This window comes from Parapedobacter soli (assembly GCF_025460835.1).
In the GTDB taxonomy this organism is placed as follows: Bacteria; Bacteroidota; Bacteroidia; order Sphingobacteriales; family Sphingobacteriaceae; genus Parapedobacter; species Parapedobacter soli.
Map to the genome: position 1 here is coordinate 1 of NZ_JAMXAY010000046.1, position 25,163 is coordinate 25,163.

The following is a 25,163-nucleotide window of genomic DNA, read 5'->3' on the forward strand; positions in this document are numbered from 1 at the left end:
CTGACTGTTAGTGTGTTGTACAGAATTTAAGGGATGACTATTTAAGTTCCCAAACGGATATTAGATACAGCATTTAAACACAAAATATTATATTTGAAGCATGGCCAAAGCGACAAAACCAACAATAGGCACTTATATCGACCCATTAACCGATTTCGCATTTAAAAAGCTCTTCGGAAGTGGCCGAACAAGGATTTACTGATCGACTTTCTCAATGGTGTATTCCGTGGACGGAAACACATCGTGGATTTGGTATATAACAAAAACGAACATCCCGGCGAAACGGTAAACGAGGGCGGTGCCATATTCGACCTTACCTGTACCGGAAACGATGGCGAAGAATTCATTATTGAAGTACAGCGAGGAAAACAGGCCAACTTCAAGCAACGGGCGATCTTCTATACCAGCCGCTCAATCAGCGAACAGGCTCCAAAAGGCAGGCGCTCGGAGTGGGCATATAACGTAAAAGAAGTATACCTCATCGCACTCTTGGAGGATTTTTCATTGGACACCGATAACGACCCCGCGTTTCTGCACGATATTTACCTAAGTAACAGGGAGACAGGTAAAGTTTTTTACGAGGGGCTGGGGTATATATTCATTGAATTGAGTAAATTTGTGGAAACGGGAGCAGAACTGGATACCGACCTTGACAAACGGCTCTATGTTTTGAAGAACATGAGCAGTATGAATAAGATTCCGGTATATCTGCGCAAACCGATTTTTGAAAAAGTGTTTAACATCGCTGAATACAGCAATCTGACAAAGGAGGAAAAGACCATATAAGATACGAGTCTGAAACGCAAATGGGATAACAATGACAAAAATTACTATAGAAGTGGATTGTGGAAATGCACCCAAAAAGGAATTTTTAAAAAATTATTACATTGCTAAAGCTAATGGTGATATAGACTTTGTGATAAATAGCATTTCTGATACAATCAATTGGGAAGTTATTGGAAACAAGATTATAACAAACAGAGAGGAATTTATAGGAGCTATTCAAGAACACACACTATGGAAAGTTAAAGAACTTATCATTGACGCAATCATAACCCACGGAAATCACGCTTCTGTAAATGGAAGAGTTGTTACAAGAAGCAATTTAAATTTTGCATTTTGTGACGTTTATAAATTCAAAGGTTTTAAGGGATCAAAAATTAAATCAGTTCAGACATATCTTATCCAAGAAAACGGGAAATCTGAGCAATAGGCAAGGTACGAACTATCGCGCTGTTGTCGATACGTATGGGGTTGAGGAACTCCCTCTTTTCACCAACCTATCCACCCGATACATAAAAAGCAGGCCTAAAATTGAAAATGCCACTACCACATACCCCACCGTATCATAATGTTCGAGCGGACTGAAATTCGTTTGCTGCACCACGATTTTCCCGGCCAACGCCGCAGCGATACCACCCGCCACCTGCTGCAATGACGCATTGATGCTCATAAATGCCCCGCGGTCTTTCAGCTCCGGCACCGCGCTCGTCAGAGCCGAAGACGGAATCATCCGGCTGGTCACACCCGCCATTAACAGCACATTCAGCACAATGGCAACCCAAAGGGAAACCACAGACAGGTTGGTATACCAAATGCACATTGCCATCAGCCATAGCGAAGCCACCACGAAAAGTTTGTACTTGTCGATCCGATCACTAAGACGGCCGATGACCGGCATGATGACCAACGTGCTCAAACCCGCTACCATAAACAAGAGTGGTAACTGTTGCTCAGTAACCTGCAGATTGTTGATCGCAAAGGCACTGCCAAAGGGCATCATCATGAAGCCGCCAACCGAAAGCAATGCCGTTGCTGCAAAACCAGCTTGGTAATCACGCCGGGCAAGGGTGTTCCAGAGGTGCGCAAATGCCGATTTCTCATTTTTAACCCTTAGGTGCTCGTTAATCGGCTTCAGGTAAAAGCCAATAATGCCTGCCATTACCACCCCTAACGCCGCCACCATGAGGAAAGGCATTTCCCAACCCCAGTTAGTGGCGATATACAACCCAATCGGGATGCCCAGTACCTGGCTGGCACCGAAGGCCATCTGCACGAAGCCCAGTACCCGGCCGCGTTGCTGCAGAGCAAACAAGTCGGCCACAATAGCCATCGAAAAAGATCCGATAACACCACCGAATAGACCTGTAAACACCCGGGCTGCCACCAGGAACAAATAGGTATGGGCAATGCCGCACAATACGGTACCTATAACAAAACCGATATAGAAGAAAAGCAACAGCTTCTTCCTATCGAACCTGTCGGAAAAACCAGCGGTGAGGAAACCCGAAAAACCAGCGCTAAAGGCATAGGCAGATACGGCCAACCCAAATTCTGACGGGATAAGATGCATCGACTTCATCAGGATATCGCCCAGGGGCGACATAATCATGAAATCGAGGACAACCGTAAACTGGGTAACGGCTAAGATAATGACGACCAAAATCTGGTATCGGGTAAACGGCAGTGCGCTCGTTGACGTTTGGCTCATTCCTTGAAGACGTCCAAATAGGCGGATTGTTACAGCAGGCAAAGCATTTTTTTTCGGGACCCGAGTAATGTGCCTGTATCACTTCCCCTTACCCTGAGCCATCACCCTCACCGTCTCCAGAATGATCTCGATATCTGTTTTGAGACCCATCTTGGAGAGGTAACTCAAATCGTATTCAGCCCGTTCGCACATCTGATATACATTTTCGGCATAGCCATAATATACCTGCCCGATGGATGTGATGCCGGGCTTCAGGCGGAAGAGTTCCATGTATTCGGGTTTGTGCTGCTTGATCTCGTCGATAAAATGCCTGCGTTCCGGACGCGGGCCTACAATAGCCATATCGCCTTTCAGCACATTCCAGAACTGCGGCAGCTCGTCCAAGTGCGTTTTCCGCATAAACTTACCCCACTTAGTGATGCGAGGGTCGTCGTCTGAAGCTAATTGCGGTCCGGCTTTCTCGGCATTTACCTGCATACTCCTGAATTTATAGATATAAAAGGGTTGCTGGCCCTTGCCGATACGCTCCTGCTTAAAAAATATCGGCCCGCGAGAAGTGATTTTGGTAACCAGCATCAACAGCAGGTACACCGGCAAGCCGAAGGTCAATACTAGTAATGAAAACGCGATATCGACCGTCCGCTTAATAACCACAGCCTCCTGGTAAACCAGAAGCTTCCGCTTGACTGACTGTAAGTCGACATGTAACGCAGCGGGATAGCTGATTAATTCGTATATCGGATTATCGACCTTAAAGGCCAGTTGCTGTATTTGATTTTCTCTAACCATACGCGCTGATAAACACCAATAAGGTGCCACGCTCAGAAAATCACAGATAATGTCTATAACGGCAATATAGTATGTTTAGGTATGGAAATGGCACTCAGAAGTATGTGGAAAAATTCCCCACATTAGGGCAGGGTACACCAAGGGATTTACTCCCAATACCCTTTGTACATGGAGCAGGCTTTACAAAGGCCATGGGGTAGCCTGCGGTAGGCTAAACCCAGCTTATATCCCAGCCATTTTGCCAGAATCGAACAACCCACTTTCGGGAGCAGCAACGGGTTGCGGCGACCCACATATCCGACTTCAGACCGGGCGTATCGGAACCCTTCGCTGCCCGCGCGGCCGAAGGCACCGAATATCCATTGGTTATCACTATGGAATACACCGATATCGAAGTAACGCTCAAATTCTTCCCGCATAGTGTAACTGTGTGAATGGTAAACGCGGGCATCGGCGACATAGGCCATTTTCCAGTTCCCCAAGAGCATCTTACCCGCCACGATCACATCCTCACCCATAATCGTTCCCCGCGGAAAACCGCCCACTTGGGCTAAGGCTTCACGGCGGTAGGCGGCGAACGAATTGGAGCAGGAAATGGTCTTTATGCCGTACGTAGGGGCATCTGCTAACGCACGGAGCTGGTTGTGCGCCGGGTAATTAAACAATCGGGCGTGGCGCTCCAGTAATGCCGCTCCTTGGTGCGGCAACTGTCGGCCGTACGCCATGCCAAGTTCCGGCACTTCAAATGCTTGCACTAGGTTGGCCAACGCAAATTCATCTGCCAAAACCGCATCCTGCGTCAGCAGGCAATAAATATCTGCCTCCGGAAACATATCGATGGCCCGCTGGCGTGTACCGCCGTGATCAAACGCCTCCCCACCCAGCCCGATAACCTCGCAACCACGGGCTTGCGCGGCCGCTACCGTTCCATCCGTAGAGCCCGAATCAATCACCACGCATCGCTGTGGCCGCAGGTTCTGCCCTTTCAAGCTGTTCAACAGCGCCAGAAACCGATGCCCACCATTTAACGTAGGTATATACAGGTTTACCCTCATTGCATTCTGCCCACCTCCACATGCTCTTTTACCCGGTTCTTGTTGATCTTGATATCCGGTGACCCGAAATCATGTATCCACGTACCCCCGGAGGCCACGAAATTACTATCGATACGTACATTTAAGGCCGTTTTCCTCACCGTAATGGCCGCATTCTTCGCGTTGAAGATATGATTGCCGAGCAGGGAGGTGCCCGACACCTTCACCAACAGCAACGCGCCGGCCTCATGGCCGCTTGTCAGCCGGTTGCCCTCAAACTTGAAGTGACCTTCCATATTCACGTTGATGGGGCCACTGTCAATTTCGTTTTCCATGATGCGCAACGAGTCTATGCGAATGCCGTTGGGCAGCATCACACTACCTATTTTGCCATAACGGATATCGAGCAGCTTCCCATCGGAATTGGCTAGCAGCCGCAGGGTATTAAACGTATTGCCTTCCATACGGATACTTTCCCAGCGGCCTACCAGCTCAAATGCGCCGTCGGTCCTATTCCGATTAGCGGTGATATCACCACACCCCTCGATATAGAGTGCCGGTCGGTTATTGCCGAAGGCCCGGTTGCCACTCAGGGTTACCCCCGAGACACCGATCAGCGTGCCTATCCCTGAGCCATCGGGCGTGGGTGTACCATTTACGAAGCCGTTACCGTAGCTGTAGTTTCCCGCTATGAGTGCATTAATGGCCACCACCTCTCCGTGAGCCCTATTGTTGATATCCACGGCATCGGCCGCATTGTACTCCAGGCGGTTGTTGGTTATACGGTAATTTGCCACCCGCTCGGCGGCATTGAAGGCCACTTGGACACCACTCATGCCATTGTGGTGGATGTGGTTACCGTCGATTTCAACGTCGCCGCTGTCGTGGACAAAAATGCCGTTTTCGCCATTATGATGTATATCGTTGCCCGATATCGTCACCCCACTGCTGGATAGCACCCGGATAGCGGTACCCGGATGGTAGGTAGCTGCAGATTGCCTCGCCGCGCCATAGTCGCTGATGGCGGTTCCCACCACCCGCGATGCTAAGCACCCGTACCAAAGCACTGCCGGAAACGACTTACTGTTGGTAGAGTCGCCTTTAAACCGACTATTAGCCACCGTAATATTGCTGCACTGCGATGCGTAAATTGCCTCATTCACCGTTTCGGCATGCACGGCAATGTAAACGTTGGATATGCGGTGCGCCCGGAAGAGCGGCGCCGCCGAATGCTGTTTTTCCACCGAGAACGGTGCCGACAGCTCTGGGGGCTGCTTCAGCAAACCATCGGCAACAACATGTACATTGGAAACCAAGCGGAGGGAGCGAACGAGATACGTCCCCTTGGGGACGTAGACAGTATCACCTACTGCCGCACTGTCCAGCGCACGTTGTATTGCCTCACTGTCGTCGGTTTTTCCATCACCCACTGCACCCCACTCCATCACATCGACACGTTTGCCGCTTTCCGGCGATGTGGGCACGGACACACCTCCGTGCGAGTGTGTTTCACCCCCGCATGCTACGGCCAGGACGGCCAACACCCAACCCAAGCATATCATCATTTTCATATCGATTGGTTTCTTCATTTTTGCCCTTTATCTGTTATTGCTTTCCACGTCTGCACGGCTGTATTGTCCCACGTAAAATGGGCTGACCGACGTAGCCCCGCAGCTTTCAGCTGCTTGTAGCGGCCGCTGTCGGCGACCAGCACCTCAATCCCTGCCGCGATTGCTTCCACATTCTGTGGGTCTACACACAGGGCACCATCGCCAGCCACTTCGGGCAGGGGGCCAGCCGTGGAGGTGAGTACGGGTGTCCCAGCTGCCATCGATTCGATGACCGGAAGGCCAAACCCTTCCATCAGCGATACGAAGAGCGTAGCATGGGCTCCGCGGTACAGGGCGGGGAGCCGCTCCTCGGGAACGTGTCCCAAAAACCGGACCCGGTGGCCGATTCCGAGCCGCTCCGCATGCGCCGCCGTTTCTCCGTCGCGGTCCCCCGTAAGGAGGAACACGTATTCCTGCGGGATAGCAGCACGGGCAAATGCCGCAAGCATGGCGGGTAGGTTCTTGTTCTTCCGCCGGTTGCCCACATATAGGAAATAGGGTGTATCACTTTCGAAGGCCTCTGTATTCGTCCGGTAGCGGTCGTCCACCCCATTATAAACCACCGTGACCAGTTGCTCATCGATGCCTAGTAAATCCACCAATTGTCCTTTGCTAAACTCCGACACAGTGATGATCTGGCTGGCCCGGGCCGCCAGCCGTGCAATAACCTGCTGGTAATACAGTCTATGCCACCGGGTATAATAAAGTAGGTGCATGAGGTCGTGGATGGTAAACACTACCGGGATATGGCTGTAAAGCGGCGGCATGAACGACGGGCTGTAAAACACGTCGGCATCATACCTACGGATTTCATGGGCAAGCATCAGGGGTGTAAACAGATTGCCTAACCCCATACGGCTACGTACGAAGACCGGCAAAATATGGGCAGGCGCGCGTGCCATCACCTCACGGTACAGCTTGCCGATACCTGTATCAGCATCCCACCGATTATCGATCAACACACGCATCAGCCACCCCTCCCTTTCAACTGTTTCATCGATACAGGTCCAGCACTCCCGATTAGAAAAACCAACATGAGATAAAGTATGATATCATTATCATACCCCGAATAGAGAATCATCATTACGGCTAGCAACGGGATTGCCACAATCCACCAGAACGATTGACCACCATATTTTTGCTGGCAAAACCGGAAAAAGTAGTAGAGGAACAATACAAACGAGACCAAGCCAACGATACCGAAATCAAGGTAGCAGCTCAGGAATGTGTTGTGGATGTGCGGCTCGCCGTGGTAAAACGTGGCATAACGGCTAAGAAAATCGCTACCGCTCATGAATCCGTTGCCCAATGGCGAAATCGTGTAAAAATGGTCAAAAAAAGCCTTCCAATAGGTAAGCCGCACCCCCATCCCGTCATTGGAAGCCGTGATGCTATCAACCCGGATGACCCGCCGTGCAATTAGCGGCAGTGCCAATACGGCCAGCATGGTAAGCGCCACGCGCCATCGGGTGGAGGACGCCAGCCACGTCAAAATACCTATCCCGAGAAGGAGGGCCACGACCGGTGTGCGCGATAGCGACAGCCACGCTAGCAGCAGTACTAATATAATGCGCCACCATACAAAAGCCCGTTGCCTCACCGTCGGTACCAGCACATACACAAACCCCAGCAGGGCAATGCGAGCACCAAACATATTCTTGTCGTCGAGCCCCCAGAAATAATATCCAGGCTGGTACAGGGCACTGCCCTGTGCAGAGGATAGTGCACCGCCCAACCACCGAAACCCCGCAGCGTGGTGATAGGTTAGTAATTGTAACAATGTAAATGCCAGTACAATATGCAAGGTTATATCTAACCATCCCAACAAACGCCTATTACCGCGCTGTGCCAGCCACGATACCGCTATGTACAAGAAGGTGAAGTTGACCACTAGTTTCAGGAAATTGGTCCATTCCGCTTGGCCGGCGGGGAGACTCACAATAAACACCGCTATAGCATACCCTGTAAAGACCGCTAGGCAAAATGCCCAGCGGTGTTGCAACCACGTTTCCGTATCGTATGCAAAAAAAACGGAAGCTACCAAAAATACCAACGGATAGATTTTGACGGGTAGGAAAACCGAGAGCAATGCCAGGCAGAACAGCACCTCGCACCACGTGGACCGATTGTCTGCTATGTTTCTAAGAACCCGCATGACCTACCAATGCCGTGCGCAACACGTGTTCATATTGATTTACCATACGCTCCACACTGAGGTACTCGCGTACCGAATCGCGGGCCACGGCAGCCATCTGGTTATACGCCTCCACGTCTTTCCAGAGTGCTACGAGCGCCGTGCCGAGCGAACCGGGCTCATCGGGATCACAGAGGATACCATTCAGCCCATCCAGTACAGTCTCCTGCAGTCCGCCGCGGCGGCTGGCGACCACCGGCAGGTTGTTTGCCAGCCCTTCTACCGCCACCATGCCCAACGGTTCCTCCCAAAGGGAGGGCACAGCCAGCACATCGATGGTTTTATAGAAGTCAGCCGGTACCGTATAATATCCCACAAAATCGATACGGCTATCGCCCTCCGTAAGTTGTTTGAAACGCTCGACATCTTCGGCCTTGCCTTTCCCGGCAATCCGCAAGCTTCCGTCTATGCCGGAACCCCTAAATTGGCTGATAAGCCATTCCAACCCTTTGGCCTCAGCCAGCGTGCCAATAAAACCCACAGTTAGTCCCTCCCCCTGCCGCCGCATCCTGGCCATTCTAACCTCGGGGATATGCCGCGCATTGTGAACTACGTAATGGGGTACGTTCTCAAAATATCTATACTGGTGGAAACGCTCCAATATGCTGTGGCTGATGCCCACCACGGCAGTGAGTTTGGCGGACGCCTTGCGGTGCCTTCGCCGCAACAAACGGCTCATCGCACCCTGGTGGGCGTGTGTGGTACCAGGTTGATAAAGGGTGCTATTTGGACTAAGGAGGTACATATCGTGCAGTACCTGCACGATGGGTATACCAGCACGGTGCACCTCGTCCCATGCGGCGATAGACCACCCCACAAGGTTATGGCAGACTACAATATCGGGCTGCTCGGCAGCCAGCACCTCACGCACATATGTCGCCATCGATTGGTTGTAGCGGTCGCGTAGATGCCACCACAGCCTTTGGATTTTGCCGGGCCGTTCGTTGGTAAACGGCCAATAACTATTCTTCAACCCCGCTCGGTATACCTTTACGCCATCTACCCAATCACTGTCCAGTCCCCCGCTTGGGGCCAAACTTAGTACGGCCACCTCATTGCCTTTGGCTTGCATGGCCTCCACGAGAAGTTTCAGGGAGATTTCAGCCCCTCCGGCTATATATGGTGAATAAAGCGCATGGATATACAAAACTTTCATCAGTCTATTTTATTAACTATCCTATGTTTATCTATCGTCCTGCGGTATAACCGTGCGAGCTCCTCGCCCACGCGGTCCGGGGCGTGCGCCACGAGTATATGCCGGTACAGGCGCTCGCCCATGTTGGCCAACGCCGCTGGGTCATTCCGCTTCAGTACCAATGCGCGTTCAATTTGCTGTGCCAGTGCCTCCCGGTGCTGTCCAGCCGTTTGATATCGGTAGCAAAATGTATCTACCATACGGCTACCCAAATCTAACATCGTACCGATTTCGGGGCAGATCACCGTTTTCTTATATGAAAAAGCTAGGATTGCGGTACCCGAATTAAGGCTGCTTTCCAAATCATAGGGCAGTACGACAGCATCGGCGCTGCCGAGCAGCTGTGCCAGCTCCCCATCGGGCACAAAATGCGGCAACAACACCACATTGCCAACGGCTTCGGCCCGTGCTGACAGCTCTTTCCCATAACCTTTATCGACGGCCTTGCCGGCGATAGTGAGCTGCACACCTTGGCCAAAATTGCCTACCACATCAATGAGCAACTCGAGGTTTTTATAAGGTTTTACCATGCCGATAAACAGAAGCCTCAAGCTGTCGCCATGCCGCAGGGTGCGAGGCAAGGCATCCCCATACACCCCTATAAAGTGCGGGTGCGCTACGTAAGCCACCCGCTCCAATGCCTTTATGCTATAGGCTGCAAGTACCGCTTCCGACTGTGCCGAATGGATAACGATATTATCCGCCCACCGTACCAGCAAGCGGGTGATGGTACGGCTGAAGAAAGCTGTACCTTTTTCGTGTGTCGCTCGGTTGTGGAGTGTCCAGACCAGCAGTTTGCCGCTACAATGGAGAACGTTGAGTACCAACAGCTTACGCAAAAAACTCCGCAATGCCGAGAAAAAACTGCTATCATCGATATTTTCAAACCAGTTGAGATGTACCAGCTTGATGGATCGGAAATGCTTCCGACTCGAAAAAACAGTGTCAAGGGGGTGTATCCGGAACCCTTTGGTGCGCAGTTGGCCAACCAATAGCTGAATGTATCGATTTTCTTCATTGTCCGGTGGGTTAAAAATGATATCCATTGGCTGTCAGTTCGACAATAGTTTGGCAAGACTACGTGTTTTCACCGCCGCGACGAAAATATCGCGCAGTCTGAGGCCAAACTCTTTCCTATGCTTGTACCACATCCAGCATCGGCGTATCCGGTGGCGACGCATGGACAGCGCCATCGTGTACTGCTTGCGGCGCAACATAAGTCTGTCCTGCTGTTCAACTAAGTTGCGGTACACCACATGTTCCGTTTCGTGGGGCGTATAACTTTCCAAAAAATTGCGCAGCCATGCCGCATATCGTAGGTTAGCCCGCATTTTTTCGAGGTCGCTACCGGTGGATGTGATCGACAACCCGTTACTCCGGTAATTGAATACGGGTTTATTGGTACGGGCTATTCCTTTATCTCGACAGACTCTGTAGGCCGTGATGTCGTCAGACCCCCATGCCAGTGGCAGCGTATAGCACCCTCCTGCATTGCGTAGCGCATCAGTCCGGTACACGAAATCTGAGATGTATTGCGATCGCCATTGGTTCAGTCGATGCCAGATATGGTCGCACACCCGCTCGAACGACGGCCCTGCTGGCGTGAGCCGCATAGCCTCCCCTCGGTCATCGATAATTAAGCTCCGGCAATGGTACACGTCCAAGCCGGGATAATCAGTCATCAGCGCCACAAATTCTTCGAGGTAGTCGGGTTCCAGCCGGTCATCGTCGCCCATAATCACTACATACTCCCCTTCTGCCAGCGCCACACAGCGATTCCAATTATCGGTCAGTCGCACGGCCCCCACATTGGCTTCATTTTCATAGTAACGGATGCGCGTATCCGAAAAGCCCCGCACCACTTTTTCTACCGGCTCGGGCGAACAGTCGTTGAGTACGATCAGCTCCAAATCGGCATACGATTGCCCAAGGATGCTTTGTATGCATTCCACTAAGAAACGGCTTTTGTATGCCGGTATGCAAACAGAAAATTTAGGCATCCCTATTTCCTTTCCCAATAAGTATTTCTTTCAGTTCACGGATATCTGCCGGTTTGAGCACAAATAGCAGCAGGTATATCAAATACACCACTCCAAAGATAAGTGTATTGGCGATAACCGTGCCATACCTATCCACGGAAGGCAGCCAGCCCGACAGGTATCGCCCCACCGCCAGCGCCATCATGCCTCCGACTGCCGCCGGCAGGAAAGCACTGCCGAACAGGCGCCTCCCGCTCAATCGGAGCACCCTAGGGATGTAATAGATATAGAAAAATCCGATTTGGAGCACCATATATACCAAGTAGCCCAACACGGCCGCACCGACCTGCAAACCGGGGGCAAAGACGATGGTGATGGGCAACGAAACCACACAGGCGATGGCCGACGAATAAACCAGTGCCCGTGTTTTACCCGTAGAAAGCACGAGGCTGGCCACGGGGGTGTTGTGCATGGAAAGCAACACCGTGAGTAGCCATAGGGACAACCACAGGGAGAGATCCGGGTAGTCGCTGCCCATATATAGCAACAGGATTTCATCGGCATTCAAAATCAGCGCGAAGACCATGAAACTCAAAAAAACAGAGATGTATCTGGTTGCCTTGAATACCATACGTTCGATCCGCTGGTGGTCGCCCGCCGCATACGCCTTGGAGGTCGAAGGCAGCAACACCTGCATAAATACTCCACCGAACGCCACGATCAACATGGCAATAGTCTGGATTACCCGATAATCGGTAAGCACCTCCACCCCTCCGGTAAACTTACCTAGCAGCAGTGGCCTGAGGTTATTAGCGGTTAGCTGAAACAACCCCATAGCAAAAATCGTTAAGCTGTACGTCAGTATTTCGCGGAAAGCGGTCCCTTCCCACCGAGGTGACAACAGCCGTCGCCTTGGTACGGGGAACACCTTCAGCCGCCAAACATAGCATGGTATTGGCAACAGTGTAACCACAGTATAGGCGATGAAATACATGATGAGCGTCCATTGCAATTGAATGGCAACCAATGCGATGACAAAATTCAGGACACTGCCGATGGCTGTTATGCGGTTTACAAAAGCCAACTCGTCCATGGCACTCAACAGCTGGATGGCCACGCCGGCAAGCCAGTTCAGCACCGTGGAAAATGCCAGTACGACCATCATTTGGCGGTACAGCGGTAGCTGGGCGTCCGTGAGGTTGAATAATTGCTGTCCATAGGCAGACATGATGAGGAATATGGCCGCATTGACCAACCCAATGGCACCATAGAATACGATACTAGACCGGGATACTTTGGCAATCTTCTGCCACTCACGGTCTGCTACCCACATCGAAAAAAAACGGACCGCGCCCACGTTAAACCCAAGGTCCATCAGACGGAGGTAAGCATTCAGTGAAAAAGCAAGGGCAATCAACCCATAATCGGCTTTACCGTAGAAGCCGACCAGCAGGGGGATGGTTATGAATTTAGCAAGGGCATCCAGTATTTTGGCTATTACACCCCACAGGGAACCGGAAAACACCCGTTTGGAATCCATATTAAGCCAACCAATATCAAAAAAAATGCCGATTGGCCATTGTCGGTGGTCACTCCGCCACGAAATGCCCTGCGGCGGTGGCCTCCCTGCTGCAGCATACAGAGTCTTTCACGGGGCAGTATCCGGTGGCCCCACGCAAAATCAACGCCCCTCCCACGGCTACTTCCGCCAGCGAAGAAAGCGGTGTTTTGAACATACGTGTAATACCCGTATACATCACAAAAGCTCCCGCAGCCACCGACAACAGGCGTTCCGAATTGGCAATATTGCGATTGTCGTTAGCCTCACGGAGCCGGTATTTCACATCTTCCAATATTTCCTTGGTTTTGGTATCCATATCTTTCAGTCTCTTTGAACAAATTTACTTATTATCCACTTTTAGTACAAACAACATGGCTGGCATTTGGTTTTCACGAACACATAATTCACCGGATTAACCATACGCTGTCCAGAGAACCCACTTTTTATGGCAGTCTGTACCCACCACGGAAATTTATATTTTGAGCCGGGAGCTGTTTAGAGCACTGCTATTTTACTACCTTTGCCACGATGGCACACGAAATCCCATCTATTCAGGTACTCGTTATAAAAAAGCCGTTATGATTAAGCAACTATTGTTGGTAGGTATTGGAGGAGGTATCGGCAGCATGCTCCGGTTTCTTGTTTCAGTGATTACCAACCGCTTCGTGCAGGGCGCCTTTCCCTGGCCCACCCTGCTTGTCAACCTCACCGGCTGCTTCCTGATCGGCATCTTGGTAGGGATATTCGCCCAGCCACCATATACCGACAACAACATGCGTTTTTTACTTATTACTGGCTTTTGTGGTGGATACACCACTTTTTCTACATTTGCCAACGAAAACCTGTTGCTTATCGAAAGCCAGCAGGCCCTGCTAGCCGTCGGTTACACACTGTTGAGCGTGGTGCTGGGCATTGCACTGGTATGGGTAGGCATGTGGGTAAGCCAGGCAGCCTATTCACGGTAAAAATCAATCAATCCAGCTGCATAAGTGTTATGCCAGCCATCCGTAATGTCTTCATAGGCCTCCTCGGGAATACCTGACTGCCTCACTTCCATGGAGGTACCCCGCTTATGGGGATGTAGCCTGATGGCAACGATAGACTCGGTATCTTCACCGAAGTACCATTGCTGTACGATTTCCTTATCCTTTACGAATGAAAGGTTCTTCCCTACGATAGCCCCGCCCCACAGTGAAAACTCGGCATCGGGCTCTGCCACCATCGTGGCTTCCTCCCCGGTCCAGAGGTTGATGGTTATTTCCGTGGTCAGCGCCAGGTATACTTCTTCGGGCTCAGCGGGTATAATGAAATAAGCTTTGAAATCTTTCATGGGGCTTTATCTTTTTTTGCAAAGGCAAAAGTACTGAAAACCAAATACAGTCCACAGTGATTGGTTTGCGTAATCACTGAAATCAATCGTGGGTGCCGGGGAGACCAAAGAGCTGGAAAGTGAGCACGGGTTTGCCGGTTTGAGATAACGCGGTGCCGTTTGATTACCGACCAGCATGGAGCGGGAGAAGCGACCGTCCGGAGACAATGGGACAACGGAAAAACAAGAGCATTACAAGCCCGATAAAACCACAAAACTTCAGGAGATTATTGCGTATACTTGGAAAGTGTAGGGTTGCCATCCGGTTTGGTATTACTCAAACGACAACGATGGAAATAAAGTGAACGAATACTTACAGGAACTATTGATTGAATATTGGCCAGCATTCGGCCGGATTGGAAAAACAAATGGGGAAAAAAATCAGTGCTCTAACGAAGACAACCCATTCGATTTTGAGGGGTGTTGGGCAAATTATGCTTCAGGAAAATGCAGCTACTGGCATTTTTTTTCTGGTGGGCATTTTTTATGGCTCTCCAACGATGGGAATCGCGGCACTTGTAGCTGCGTCGTGCGGAACGCTTACTGCAAAGATACTGCGTTATCAAAGCGCGGAAATACAGAAAGGCCTTTATGGATTTAGTGCTGCATTAGTCGGTGTGGGGCTTATTTTCTATTTCCAAGCTGTGGCTGTGGTATGGATATGGATCGTAGGTGGCAGCGCAGTGGCTACGATACTGCAACATTTCTTTATCCGCAAAAACATACCGGTATTCACACTTCCTTTTGTGCTGGTAACCTGGGGAATCATTTTCCTACTAACGGCATATGGGGTTGCTCCTTCGGATTTCCTGGAGAGCAAGCAGGCAGGCCCGAAGGATTTCGGTTTTGTTGTCCGCGGGTATGGTCAGGTGATTTTTCAAGGCCGCCTTGTTTCAGGACTTATCTTTTTTATCGGTGTATTCATCAATTCTCCGGTCTCTGCATTATATGGGATAACCGCAAGCCTTGTAGCCGCGATGCTGGCGGGATGGCTTTATATGCCCCATGAGGCGGTTAATCTCGGGCTGTTCGGCTACAATGCGGTACTATGTGCAATTGTCTTAGGCTCACACAAAGTACAAAGCGGCCTTTGGGTACTTTTGTCGATTGTTTTAGCTGTCGGCATCGGTATACTGATGCATCGGTATCAATTGGTCCAACTTACGTTTCCGTTTGTCGCTGCAACTTTTCTCACGCTAGCCCTAAGGAACCGATTTGCCTATTCCTGAAATAGCTTGATACCGTTTCGGCAGAAAGTGTGAAAGTAAGCCTACTCAGGAAGTTGTACCCACATCTAACTGCCCGCTCTATTCGAAAATGCGGACGTGATGGAAGGCGCCCTGCGCGCCCCCCAATACAGCGAAAAACCGTACATCGTCAATATCCGGCTCACAGATGATGCAGAATACCGCGCATTTTAATTAATTTTGACACCGTGAAAAAATGGCTGTTGCTGATATGTGCTACCACCCTATGCTGCTCCTCGCTGTATGCACAGCAACAGGACGAGTTGAGGCTGCTATCCTCGTCGCACAGCCGATTGAACGCCACTACCGGGCAAATGATCAATTACCGTCCCGTTTACGAACATCATGGCTCTACGCTATCTGCCGATAGCGGCTACCTCTACAACGATGATGAAGGCCGCCAGTATTTCGATGCTTTCGGTAAGGTAATCATCACCCAACCAAACGGAACGGTAATCTATGCCGACAAATTGCATTACGTAGCCGAAACTCAGCTAGCCACCCTTACCAACAATGTACGCATGGTAGATGGCAATTCGGTGTTAACCACCAATTACCTCACCTACAACATGAAGAGCAGTGTAGGCACCTATACAGGCGGTGGGCGGATCGTAAATACCACCGATACCATTACCAGTAAGAATGCATACTATTTCGACAACACGAAAGATGCGTATTTCCGCCATGATGTCATCGTGCGGACACCCGACGTGAAAATATATACCGATACCATGCGTTATAATTCGGCTTCCAAGATCACCTATTTTTACGGCCCTACTAACATCAAGGGTAACGACGGTGAAAACCTTTATACCGAGCGGGGCGAGTATAATACCGAGACCGAACAGGCGTGGTTCGACCAAAACAACCTCTATACCGAAGGGAGCAGATTCCTCCGTGGAGACAGCATCTATTACGATGGACAAACCGGAAATGGGCACGCCGTGGAAAACGTGGTATTCATCGATACCGCCGACCAGTACTTCACCTATGGCGGCGAAGGGGTGTACAATCGGAACGATGAGTCTATCACAATGACGCGCAACCCACTGGTAATGACCATAACCCGTAGCGATAGCAGCGCGAGGGATAGCCTATCAACGCCAGCAGACACCCTCAGCGTTACGATGGATAGCTTGGCTGTGCCACAGCCGACACCGCCCGCAGCGGATACGATTTACCTCACGGCCGACACCTTATTTTCACGGCTGATTTTTCTCAAAGATTATGTACCGAGGGTGTTTGAGCTAGACCGCGAAGGCGGTGAACTCGACGAGTATACCGATGAAGAATATGGCGACGACTTCGGCAGTCTGGATGAATTTGCTCCGCCAGGTGAGGAGGGTGTGCGTACGTTGGCCCGGCCACCGCAAGTAGATTCTGCTGTACTTGATAGCATCGAAACGGACGACACCGTACCGGTAGACACCCTCCTGCCGGTAGATGTGCCGGATCCGACACCGCCCGATTCACTCCAGGCATTTTCCGACAGCCTGAATACACCGCTGAAAGACACCGTCCGCGAAGAAAATATTACCGCGTCCGACTCAACGTTGATCGCGACCCACCTGAAACGGGTGGAAGCTGCGCCGCTGAGTGCGCAACTGGGCCACGATGCGCTGGCACGGAACCTTGCGGCAGACAGTGTGCTACGGGAACAGGCCATCATCCCCACAGGTGGGGAGGCAGACAGCCTCGTTGCCGATGCCTTAGCAGCCGTTTCGCGGGCACCTAAAGATACGATACCGTCTGACTCACTAGCCAACGATACCACCAAAACACGCATTATAAAGGCGTTTTACAATGTGCGGCTCTTCAAATCGGACTTGCAGGCGGTGGCCGACTCCGTATACTACGGTTATCCCGATTCGATGATGCGCTTTTTCGGAAGGCCGATGATCTGGGCACAGGGATCGCAGATGACTGCCGACACCATTTTCATGCAAGTACGCAACGAGCAACTTGACAACATGATCCTCTTGAGCAACGCCTTCATGGTGAACACCCAACGCGATTCAAGCAAATACAATCAGGTGAAAGGGAGACGGATTACGGGATTTTTTACCGACAATGCATTAGACCGTATGTTTGTAGATGGTAATGCGGAAAGCATCTATTACATGATTGATGAAAAACAGCAGGTTTACACCAACATGTACAACAGCCGCAGCAGCCGTATCAAGATTGTGGTGGACAGCAACCAGATTGTAGAGTTTAGCCCAATAAGGCGCATAGATGGCAAGGTATACCCTATGCACCTCATTCCGCAGGAAGCCGAGATATTGAATGGTTTTGTGTGGAAACCCGGCGACCGTCCTACTTCAAAAGAAGACCTCCTAGCACGCCGGCGCCCGCCTGCAGATGCGGCATTGGCTGTACCTGCCGATACGGCGAATACCGGGAATATTGAGACCTTGATAACGCCTGAAGAGCACCCCATTACCCAGGATTCGATAGACACAGAGCCCCCTGAGCCGGCTCGAGACAGCCTCGCCACGGATAGCCTCCCGAAGCAGACCTACCTGTTCCGGTTGAGATATCCGGAGACCCAGGCGTCAACGCTGTACCTTCCAGGGCCTAACACCAAAATGGCCAGATATCCCGTGAGGAAGGATGATGCCAGTTCGTGCTTATCAAACAGGTTCCAATCGTGTATGGATATGACAACCAGCATTGTGATGATCAACGGAATGGTTGCCAATCGAGTAAATAGCCCCAGCACCACAAGAGCGGCACAAAACAGCTCCGCAAAAACGGCTAACCCCATGGATAGTGGTCCCCCGAGGCCGAAGAAGTCGTAAAACTCAGCTTTCTTTTCACCATAGTTCAACCATTTACCATACCCATAAGTAGGGATCATCAACACCCCAAATCCCAGCCGTAAAACCAGCGCAGCTACGTGCGAAGCCGTCGTGCTAACCCCCACAGCAAATAGTTTTTTCATTCCTTAATCAATTTTTAAATGTGATATCCCATATTTTAACATTCCAGCATAAAAGGGCGCCGTCGCGACATACCTTCATATCCGCTTGTGTAACCATCCGGGCAGCAAGCGATAAAGCCAACCAACAATCCGCCATCGGCGGGATATATAAACCACATCCCGCCGGGCTTCCAGTCCACTGTAAATCTGCCGCGCCGCTTTGGCTACGGGAACTATCCAGAATCGTATGGGCGACTTAGCCACAGCTGTATCTACGAAACCGGGGCAGATGTCCGTTATCGCAATATCCAGCTGTTCTTTTAATGCCTTTTGCCGCAACCCTTGTAGGTAGTTGATTTGATATGCCTTGCTAGCACTGTATCCAGGAGCTTGCCTACTACCGCGAATACCAGCAATGGATGTAATAGCCGCCAGGTGCCCGCCTCCCTGTGTTTTGAAATAATTGAATGCCCAACCGGCTAGTTGGGTGAATGCCCCTACATTCAGGTCGATTATCCGGCGTTCCACATCAAAATCCAGCGAAGGGTTGGTATTTCCTCCCCCCGCGCTGATTACAACGGTGTCTACACCACCCATAGTTGCAACCAAAGCTTCCAGGTGCGCAATATTCACAGCCGTATCCGTTACATCAAATGCTGTGAAATGGTAGCTTGAGGGCCTCGCCGCCGTTATTTCCCGCAGCAACGCCTCGCGCCGGCCGGTGATGCCCACTGCATGACCCTCTGCAGCGTAGACCGATGCCAATGCCCGGCCTATACCGGAAGTCGCCCCGATGATGATAATCTTTTTACTAGCCATTCCCTATCAAGACCGTGCCGCGAAAGTCTCAGCAGCCGGCTCCAAAGGTAGAAACTATTCGCCAATTCAGCATAACACGCCGTTTGGTTATAAGCCACAATTTCGTACCTTTGCACAAAGGGCCATGTTATTACCTTTCGTTTTTGCTCCCCACCCCAGCTTGCAAATCATCGAAAACCGAAAGTGGCCACGAGAGAAGTGTTAATTTAAAATCATCAATGGGAAGATCACAAGAGACATTCAGCAAAAAAGAAAACGCCAAGAAACGACAACAAAAGAAAAGAGAAAAAGAACAGCGCCGTGAAGAAAAACGGCTAGCCGCTGCATCAAACAAAGGCAAGACGCTGGACGATATGCTCGCCTATGTGGATGAAAATGGCAATATTACTAATACACCGCCCGACCCCAAGAAGCTCAAACCGGTATCCGCAGACGAAATACTGATCAGTACGCCGAAGCTTGAAGACATGGAAGACGATGGCATGCGTACCGGCCGCGTAGCGTACTACAACGAGTCCAAGGGCTATGGCTTTATCAACGATGGGATGACAGGCGAGCGCATCTTCTTCCACATCAATGACCTTACCGAGCCTATTGCCGAAGACGACCGCATCGAATTCAACATCGTGAAAGGCCAACGCGGCCCCCAGGCGGCCGATGTAAAGAAAATTAGCTAACCAGTACAACGCCCCGCTCATTTAAGCTATTCATTTGATGGAGAGGTGATTTTTCACTACGTTTGTGTTATGTCTGTAAACAAGGAAATCAAACGTATCACCACCCATACCATCCGGGAGATGAAAAGCCGTGGTGAAAAAATAGCGATGCTTACTGGGTACGATTACTCAATGGCCCGCGTTTTGGACAACTCGGGTATCGATATCATCCTCGTGGGCGACTCGGCCGCCAATGTCATGGCGGGCTATGAAACTACCGTACCCATCACGCTCGAAGAGATGATGTACCATGCCTCGGCTGTAGTACGTGCCGCCAAGCGCGCGTTGGTGATTGTGGATTTACCATTCGGCTCCTACCAGGGCGATAGCAGCGATGCCCTCAAAGCTGCCGTGCGTGTGATGAAGGAAACCGGCGCCCATGGCTTGAAAGTGGAAGGTGGCATCGAAATACAGGAAACCGTGCAACGCATCGTCAACGCCGGTATCCCTGTGATGGGCCACCTGGGCCTTACCCCGCAATCCATTTATAAATTCGGCACTTATACCGTAAGGGCAAAAGAGGAGGCCGAAGCAATTAAACTAAAATCAGACGCCAGCATACTGGAAGAGGCCGGTTGCTTTGGCTTGGTGCTCGAAAAGATACCAGCGGCCCTAGCAACCGAAGTGACGAACGGCATAGGAATACCCACCATCGGCATCGGGGCCGGACCCGGCTGCGACGGGCAGGTACTCGTCGTACACGATATGCTGGGTATCAACAAAGGCTTCAAGCCACGGTTCCTCCGCCAATACGCCAACCTCTATGAAGAAATGGGCACTGCCGTAAGCAATTATATACGTGATGTAAAGTCCTCGGATTTCCCGAACGAAAAAGAGCAGTATTGACGTACCATGAAACGCCTAATTAACCATCTGTGTCGTATTGGCGTTGGCCACGACTTCCTTTGCCCAGCGCAAAATCCCCGCAGATTCGGTCATAGCTACCAAACACAAAACGACCGTCAAAGGCCAGCACATCAACTATACGGCGTATAAAGGTACGCAACCCGTGTGGGACGAGGAGCTTTATTGCAGACCGCAGCAAGCACATGATGTACCTTCGCAAAGAAGACCTCGAAAAGGGAAGTGAGGATATCCGGCAGTTCATCCAGGCAAGCCTGCCCGGCAAAGGCGTACCGGCTAAGTATTGATGGTTCGCCAAAGCATATCCTTTAGCGATTGGATATTTTTGCCCGCTACCGACGAGATAAATAGATAAGGAATTCCAGAGGGCACCTGGGCTTTCATTTCTGCTTCCAGCTCATCGTCGAGCATGTCTGATTTGGTTATGGCGAGGATACGCGGTTTATCTTTCAATTCGGGATTGAACGCGACCAGTTCGTCCAATAGGACGTTATATTCCTCCGCAATGGTCCGTTCCGTATCGGCCGGCACCATGAACAGCAGTACGGAATTACGTTCGATGTGCCGCAGGAAACGATGGCCCAGCCCCTTCCCTTCCGATGCGCCCTCGATGATACCGGGGATATCGGCCATCACGAACGATTTGTTGTCGCGGTAGGAAACGATGCCCAAGTTGGGTACCAGCGTGGTAAAAGGATAATCCGCTATTTCGGGTTTGGCTGCGGAAACTACAGACAGCAACGTGGACTTCCCGGCATTAGGGAAACCCACCAGTCCCACATCCGCCAGCACTTTCAGTTCGAGGATGATCCACTGTTCCTTCCCGGTCTCGCCGGGCTGTGCGTATCGAGGTGTCTGCTGCGTAGGGCTTTTGAAGTGCCAGTTACCCAATCCACCCCGCCCCCCAGCAGTAAGTACCTTCACCTCCCCATCTTCCGTGATATCAAAAAGTACTTCATTAGTCTCCGCATCACGTGCTACGGTGCCTAGGGGTACTTCCAACACTTCATCCTTGCCGTCGGCACCCGTCTTCAACGCGCTACCCCCAGGTTGGCCATCCGCCGCAATCACATGCTTGCGGTATTTCAGGTGCAACAGGGTCCACAATTGTGCATTACCTTTAAGCAAAATATGGCCACCACGGCCGCCATCGCCACCATCGGGACCTCCTTTAGCGGTAAATTTATCGCGATGCAAATGTGCAGAGCCTGCCCCGCCTTTACCAGAACGGCAACATATCTTTACATAATCGACGAAGTTTGAACCTTGTGCCACTTTTTTATGGTTAATTTTCAATTGTCAATTGTTAATTTCCGATGGCCGTTGACAGCGAGGTATCAATTGACCATTAACAATTAACCATTATTGAAAACCATCAACAACGCCTTTGATTTCTTCAAAAATAGCTTCGATGTCGCCTATGCCGTTGACCTTGGTTAGCTTACCCTGCTTTTCGTAATAGGGCAACACATGGATGGTTTTATTGAAATACTCCTCAATCCGCTTCTTCAACTTCTCACTGTCGTCATCGGCACGGTTGCTGACGGCTTTCCGCTTGGCAATACGGACCGTCAGCTCCTCTTCCGTGACATCGAGGGCTACCACACCGGTGATGCCCGACCCTTTTGACTCTAGGAATCGGTCCAACGCTTCGGCCTGGGCCACCGTACGTGGGAAACCATCAAAAATAAAACCTTTCGCCTGTGGGTTCTTGTCTATCTCCTCTTCCAACATGGCAATGGTGATTGAATCGGGCACCAATTCGCCGGCGGCAATGAGCTTGCTCACACGTTGTCCCAAGTCGGTTTGATTGGCGATGTGGGCACGGAAAATATCGCCCGTGGAGATGTGCACCAGCTGGTACCGGTCGATAAGCTTTTGCGATTGGGTTCCCTTCCCTGCTCCCGGAGGGCCAAATAAAACAAGGTTTAGCATCATATAACTGTGAAAAATAATAGCCTAACCGCTATATTGATTAGGCTATATGGGTGAAACATGTGCGCTTGAAGGGAGTCGAACCCCTAACCTCCTGATCCGTAGTCAGGTGCTCTATCCAGTTAAGCTACAAGCGCATTCCCGATTCGGTTTGCAAAGATAGGAATCTGATTGATACCTGCGAAATATTTTTAGAAAAAATACAGCACAACGTTACGGACATTGCATTAGTCCCCTGATTTTATTACCTTTAAGCAAACATATCATCACATCAAATGTTACTCCGCTATATGATCTACAATAAAAGCCTAATCAAACGGCGGCGGATCCGCATCGGGGATATCAGTATAAGTTATTTAGTGAAAGAGGCTGCGCCTGCCGACCATACCGTGGTATTTGTGCATGGCTTCCCGTTTAATAAGAATATGTGGATACCGCAGCTCGAAGCACTGCCCCCTTCGATCAGGGGCATAGCGATAGACGTACGGGGCCATGGCAACAGCACTACTGGTCATGGTTTTTTCAGCATAGACGTATTCGCCAAAGACCTCCTCGTGTTCTTGCGGAAAGTGGGCGTCAATCACACTGTCCTCTGCGGGATTTCTATGGGCGGTTACATAGCGCTTCGGGCGCACCAGATCCAGCCCGACACCTTTGTCGGATTGGTGTTGTGCGATACCAATTCCCTTTCCGACGATAACACCGCAAAGCAAAAGCGGTTTGACACCATCCAGTCCGTATTGAAAAATGGTAAGCGGGCGTTTTCCATCGGATTTGTCAACAACGTATTCGGTCAGAAAGCACTGGCAGAGAACAACGCTGCTGTCGACCTGATTAAAAGCAGCATCCGCCGGAACACGGAAAGCAGCATCTGCGCCACCCTGCTGGCGCTCGCCTCGCGCACCGACACGACGGATAGCTTGAGAGCCATTTCAGTACCTACACTAGTGGTCCGCGGCGCGGAAGACCGCATCACTCCGCGCGAGCAGTCTGACATCCTCGTATCCGGGATATCCGGCGCTACCTACGTGGAAATCCCTCATTGCGGCCACCTGCCCAATCTCGAAGATACAACCCGTTTCAATATGGAGCTGATAGCCTTCCTCGATCAGATCGGTGCGGTGTAACGCGATCGTGGTCAGGTCAATGTAAAAATCAACCACCGGATTGCATTTATGGGCGATGGGTAGTTACTTTGCGCCGTATTTCGCCCATTACACCGGCATGAAGAAAATCCTTACACGCATGTTATCATACGTCCTTATCGTCTGCGCCGTACTCGTCGTAGCGATTATCATATTCACCCGGCAGCCACCCTTCGGCAGCGCTCCGCAAGGCCAGCGATTGGGACGGATAGAAAGCTCACCCAATTATAAAAACGGGCGCTTCCAGAACCTCGAAGATACGCCCGACTTGGCCGAAGGGGCAAACATGGCTACGGTATTATGGAATTTTATCTTCAATAAGACGCCCCGGCAGGTGCCCGTGGATCCCATCCCTTCCATCAAAACGGACCTCCGTCAGCTCGATGCCGCCACCGATATACTCATTTGGTTTGGCCACTCGTCTTATTTCATGCAAACAGCCGGCAAAAAACTCCTGGTAGACCCGGTGTTCAACGGCCACGCCTCGCCCGTGTCGTTCACCACGAAAAGCTTTCCCGGCACTACCGGCTACCACGTGCCGGATATGCCCGATATCGATTACCTCGTCATCACGCACGATCATTGGGACCACCTCGATTATAACACTGTTAAACAGCTCCAACCGAAAGTGGGCCGTGTGATCTGCCCGCTGGGCGTGGGTGCGCACCTCGAATATTGGGGCTATCCGGCCGAAAAAATCGTGGAGCTCGATTGGCATGAATCGGTCCCGCTGGCAGACGGATTCTCATTGCGCGCCACACCCGCACGCCATTTTTCGGGCCGTGGTTTTAAACGGAACGGCACGCTATGGGCATCCTTCGTACTGAACACGCCTAACCAGCGGATTTTTATCGGCGGCGATAGTGGCTATGGTACCCACTTTCTGCAAATCGGCCAACAATATGGACCGTTCGACCTTGCCATCCTCGAAAACGGCCAGTACCACCCCTATTGGATATATATCCATACCCTGCCCGAACAGGTGCTCCTTGCTGCCCAAGACCTGGGAGCTAAGCGCATACTGCCCGTACACAACGCCAAATTCTCGCTGGCCATGCATGCGTGGGACGACCCGCTGATCGATATCACCAAAGCCAACGGAAAAACGAAGTTGCCACTACTCACACCTATGATCGGGCAACCTGTATACCTGCAAGATACCGCTCAAGTGTTCGAAAGGTGGTGGGAGGGGGTTCGCTGACGCGGATAACCCTCCCCGAAAACCGTTATTTTCGAATTTCCTGCCGTGGTATTTGGGGATTTACCCTTCGGTTTGTGTACATTCGCCTTGA

At 51.0% G+C, this 25,163-nt stretch carries 23 protein-coding genes, 1 tRNA gene and 2 pseudogenes; 9 read left to right on the plus strand and 17 right to left on the minus strand.

What is annotated here, in order from left to right; genetic code table 11:
• Window positions 1–100: 100 nt before the first annotated feature.
• Together NGM62_RS16760 and NGM62_RS16765 are read left to right on the plus strand one after the other, a co-directional pair.
• A pseudogene (locus tag NGM62_RS16760) lies at window positions 101–783 on the plus strand (Rpn family recombination-promoting nuclease/putative transposase); the annotation flags it as partial.
• 34 nt (window positions 784–817) lie between these two features.
• Complete coding sequence (locus NGM62_RS16765) at window positions 818–1,213, plus strand: nuclear transport factor 2 family protein (RefSeq protein WP_262249419.1); 396 nt, start codon at window positions 818–820, stop codon at window positions 1,211–1,213.
• A gap of 12 nt (window positions 1,214–1,225) precedes the next feature.
• Here the strand turns inward: NGM62_RS16765 and NGM62_RS16770 are convergent, their stop codons facing one another.
• The 11 genes from NGM62_RS16770 to NGM62_RS16820 form a co-directional block, all read right to left on the minus strand.
• Window positions 1,226–2,491 (minus strand): MFS transporter, encoded by a 1,266-nt coding sequence (locus NGM62_RS16770; protein ID WP_262249420.1) that lies wholly within the window; start codon window positions 2,489–2,491, stop codon window positions 1,226–1,228.
• Window positions 2,492–2,569: 78 nt separating this feature from the next.
• Window positions 2,570–3,280, minus strand: coding sequence for a sugar transferase (locus NGM62_RS16775; RefSeq protein WP_262249421.1), 711 nt, complete (start codon window positions 3,278–3,280; stop codon window positions 2,570–2,572).
• Window positions 3,281–3,426: 146 nt separating this feature from the next.
• Window positions 3,427–4,335, minus strand: a complete 909-nt coding sequence (locus tag NGM62_RS16780) for a glycosyltransferase family 2 protein (protein ID WP_262249422.1) — start codon at window positions 4,333–4,335, stop codon at window positions 3,427–3,429.
• Window positions 4,332–5,903 carry a right-handed parallel beta-helix repeat-containing protein gene (locus NGM62_RS16785; RefSeq protein WP_262249423.1) on the minus strand — a complete coding sequence of 524 codons (1,572 nt, stop codon included), beginning with the start codon at window positions 5,901–5,903 and terminating at the stop codon, window positions 4,332–4,334. Before NGM62_RS16785 ends, NGM62_RS16780 begins: the two co-directional genes overlap by 4 nt.
• On the minus strand, window positions 5,900–6,892 hold the full coding sequence (locus NGM62_RS16790; RefSeq protein WP_262249424.1) for a glycosyltransferase family 4 protein: 993 nt from the start codon (window positions 6,890–6,892) through the stop codon (window positions 5,900–5,902). Before NGM62_RS16790 ends, NGM62_RS16785 begins: the two co-directional genes overlap by 4 nt.
• A complete protein-coding gene (locus NGM62_RS16795) occupies window positions 6,892–8,079 on the minus strand; it encodes an O-antigen ligase family protein (protein WP_262249425.1) in 1,188 nt (395 codons plus the stop codon). Before NGM62_RS16795 ends, NGM62_RS16790 begins: the two co-directional genes overlap by 1 nt.
• Window positions 8,066–9,274 carry a glycosyltransferase family 4 protein gene (locus NGM62_RS16800; protein WP_262249426.1) on the minus strand — a complete coding sequence of 403 codons (1,209 nt, stop codon included), beginning with the start codon at window positions 9,272–9,274 and terminating at the stop codon, window positions 8,066–8,068. Before NGM62_RS16800 ends, NGM62_RS16795 begins: the two co-directional genes overlap by 14 nt.
• Window positions 9,274–10,359 carry a glycosyltransferase family 4 protein gene (locus tag NGM62_RS16805; RefSeq protein WP_262249427.1) on the minus strand — a complete coding sequence of 362 codons (1,086 nt, stop codon included), beginning with the start codon at window positions 10,357–10,359 and terminating at the stop codon, window positions 9,274–9,276. Before NGM62_RS16805 ends, NGM62_RS16800 begins: the two co-directional genes overlap by 1 nt.
• A 6-nt stretch (window positions 10,360–10,365) precedes the next feature.
• Window positions 10,366–11,313: a glycosyltransferase family 2 protein gene (locus NGM62_RS16810; protein ID WP_262249429.1), complete on the minus strand. Its 948-nt coding sequence runs from the start codon at window positions 11,311–11,313 to the stop codon at window positions 10,366–10,368.
• Window positions 11,306–12,832 (minus strand): lipopolysaccharide biosynthesis protein, encoded by a 1,527-nt coding sequence (locus NGM62_RS16815; protein WP_262249430.1) that lies wholly within the window; start codon window positions 12,830–12,832, stop codon window positions 11,306–11,308. The genes NGM62_RS16810 and NGM62_RS16815 overlap by 8 nt, the downstream gene beginning before the upstream one ends.
• 49 nt (window positions 12,833–12,881) lie before the next feature.
• Window positions 12,882–13,169 carry a YgaP family membrane protein gene (locus NGM62_RS16820; protein ID WP_262249432.1) on the minus strand — a complete coding sequence of 96 codons (288 nt, stop codon included), beginning with the start codon at window positions 13,167–13,169 and terminating at the stop codon, window positions 12,882–12,884.
• Between the two features lie 262 nt (window positions 13,170–13,431).
• On the opposite strand from NGM62_RS16820, the gene crcB reads away from it, so the two are divergent.
• Entirely contained in the window at window positions 13,432–13,818 is a 387-nt protein-coding gene (gene crcB / locus NGM62_RS16825) for a fluoride efflux transporter CrcB (RefSeq protein WP_262249433.1), read from the plus strand.
• On the opposite strand, the gene NGM62_RS16830 is transcribed toward crcB, so the two are convergent.
• Entirely contained in the window at window positions 13,806–14,183 is a 378-nt protein-coding gene (locus NGM62_RS16830) for an SRPBCC domain-containing protein (protein WP_262249434.1), read from the minus strand. The genes crcB and NGM62_RS16830 overlap by 13 nt on opposite strands.
• 407 nt (window positions 14,184–14,590) lie before the next feature.
• On the opposite strand from NGM62_RS16830, the gene NGM62_RS16835 reads away from it, so the two are divergent.
• Together NGM62_RS16835 and NGM62_RS16840 are read left to right on the plus strand one after the other, a co-directional pair.
• The gene (locus NGM62_RS16835) at window positions 14,591–15,451 is read left to right on the plus strand and encodes an urea transporter (protein WP_262249435.1); all 861 of its coding nucleotides are present in this window, start codon (window positions 14,591–14,593) and stop codon (window positions 15,449–15,451) included.
• Between the two features lie 206 nt (window positions 15,452–15,657).
• Window positions 15,658–18,270, plus strand: a complete 2,613-nt coding sequence (locus tag NGM62_RS16840) for an OstA-like protein (RefSeq protein ID WP_262249437.1) — start codon at window positions 15,658–15,660, stop codon at window positions 18,268–18,270.
• On the opposite strand, the pseudogene NGM62_RS22280 reads toward NGM62_RS16840, so the two are convergent.
• Window positions 18,183–18,413, minus strand: a pseudogene (locus tag NGM62_RS22280) (DoxX family membrane protein); the annotation flags it as partial. The gene NGM62_RS16840 and the pseudogene NGM62_RS22280 overlap by 88 nt on opposite strands.
• 75 nt (window positions 18,414–18,488) lie before the next feature.
• Complete coding sequence (locus NGM62_RS16845; protein WP_262249438.1) at window positions 18,489–19,211, minus strand: SDR family NAD(P)-dependent oxidoreductase; 723 nt, start codon at window positions 19,209–19,211, stop codon at window positions 18,489–18,491.
• Window positions 19,212–19,429: 218 nt separating this feature from the next.
• On the opposite strand from NGM62_RS16845, the gene NGM62_RS16850 reads away from it, so the two are divergent.
• Together NGM62_RS16850 and panB are read left to right on the plus strand one after the other, a co-directional pair.
• Window positions 19,430–19,888, plus strand: a complete 459-nt coding sequence (locus tag NGM62_RS16850) for a cold-shock protein (RefSeq protein WP_262249439.1) — start codon at window positions 19,430–19,432, stop codon at window positions 19,886–19,888.
• 69 nt (window positions 19,889–19,957) lie between these two features.
• Window positions 19,958–20,773, plus strand: coding sequence for a 3-methyl-2-oxobutanoate hydroxymethyltransferase (gene panB, locus NGM62_RS16855; RefSeq protein ID WP_262249441.1), 816 nt, complete (start codon window positions 19,958–19,960; stop codon window positions 20,771–20,773).
• Window positions 20,774–21,067: 294 nt separating this feature from the next.
• Here the strand turns inward: panB and obgE are convergent, their stop codons facing one another.
• The 3 genes from obgE to NGM62_RS16870 all read right to left on the minus strand — a co-directional run bounded on the left by obgE (window position 21,068) and on the right by NGM62_RS16870 (window position 22,863).
• On the minus strand, window positions 21,068–22,066 hold the full coding sequence (gene obgE, locus NGM62_RS16860; RefSeq protein WP_262249442.1) for a GTPase ObgE: 999 nt from the start codon (window positions 22,064–22,066) through the stop codon (window positions 21,068–21,070).
• 87 nt (window positions 22,067–22,153) lie between these two features.
• The gene (locus tag NGM62_RS16865; protein WP_262249457.1) at window positions 22,154–22,726 is read right to left on the minus strand and encodes an adenylate kinase; all 573 of its coding nucleotides are present in this window, start codon (window positions 22,724–22,726) and stop codon (window positions 22,154–22,156) included.
• Window positions 22,727–22,789: 63 nt separating this feature from the next.
• A tRNA-Arg gene (locus NGM62_RS16870) sits at window positions 22,790–22,863 on the minus strand.
• 138 nt (window positions 22,864–23,001) lie between these two features.
• Here NGM62_RS16870 and NGM62_RS16875 point away from each other — a divergent pair.
• Window positions 23,002–23,853: an alpha/beta fold hydrolase gene (locus tag NGM62_RS16875; RefSeq protein WP_262249443.1), complete on the plus strand. Its 852-nt coding sequence runs from the start codon at window positions 23,002–23,004 to the stop codon at window positions 23,851–23,853.
• A 55-nt stretch (window positions 23,854–23,908) separates the two neighbouring features.
• Entirely contained in the window at window positions 23,909–25,072 is a 1,164-nt protein-coding gene (locus NGM62_RS16880) for an MBL fold metallo-hydrolase (RefSeq protein WP_262249445.1), read from the plus strand.
• Window positions 25,073–25,163: the final 91 nt, after the last annotated feature.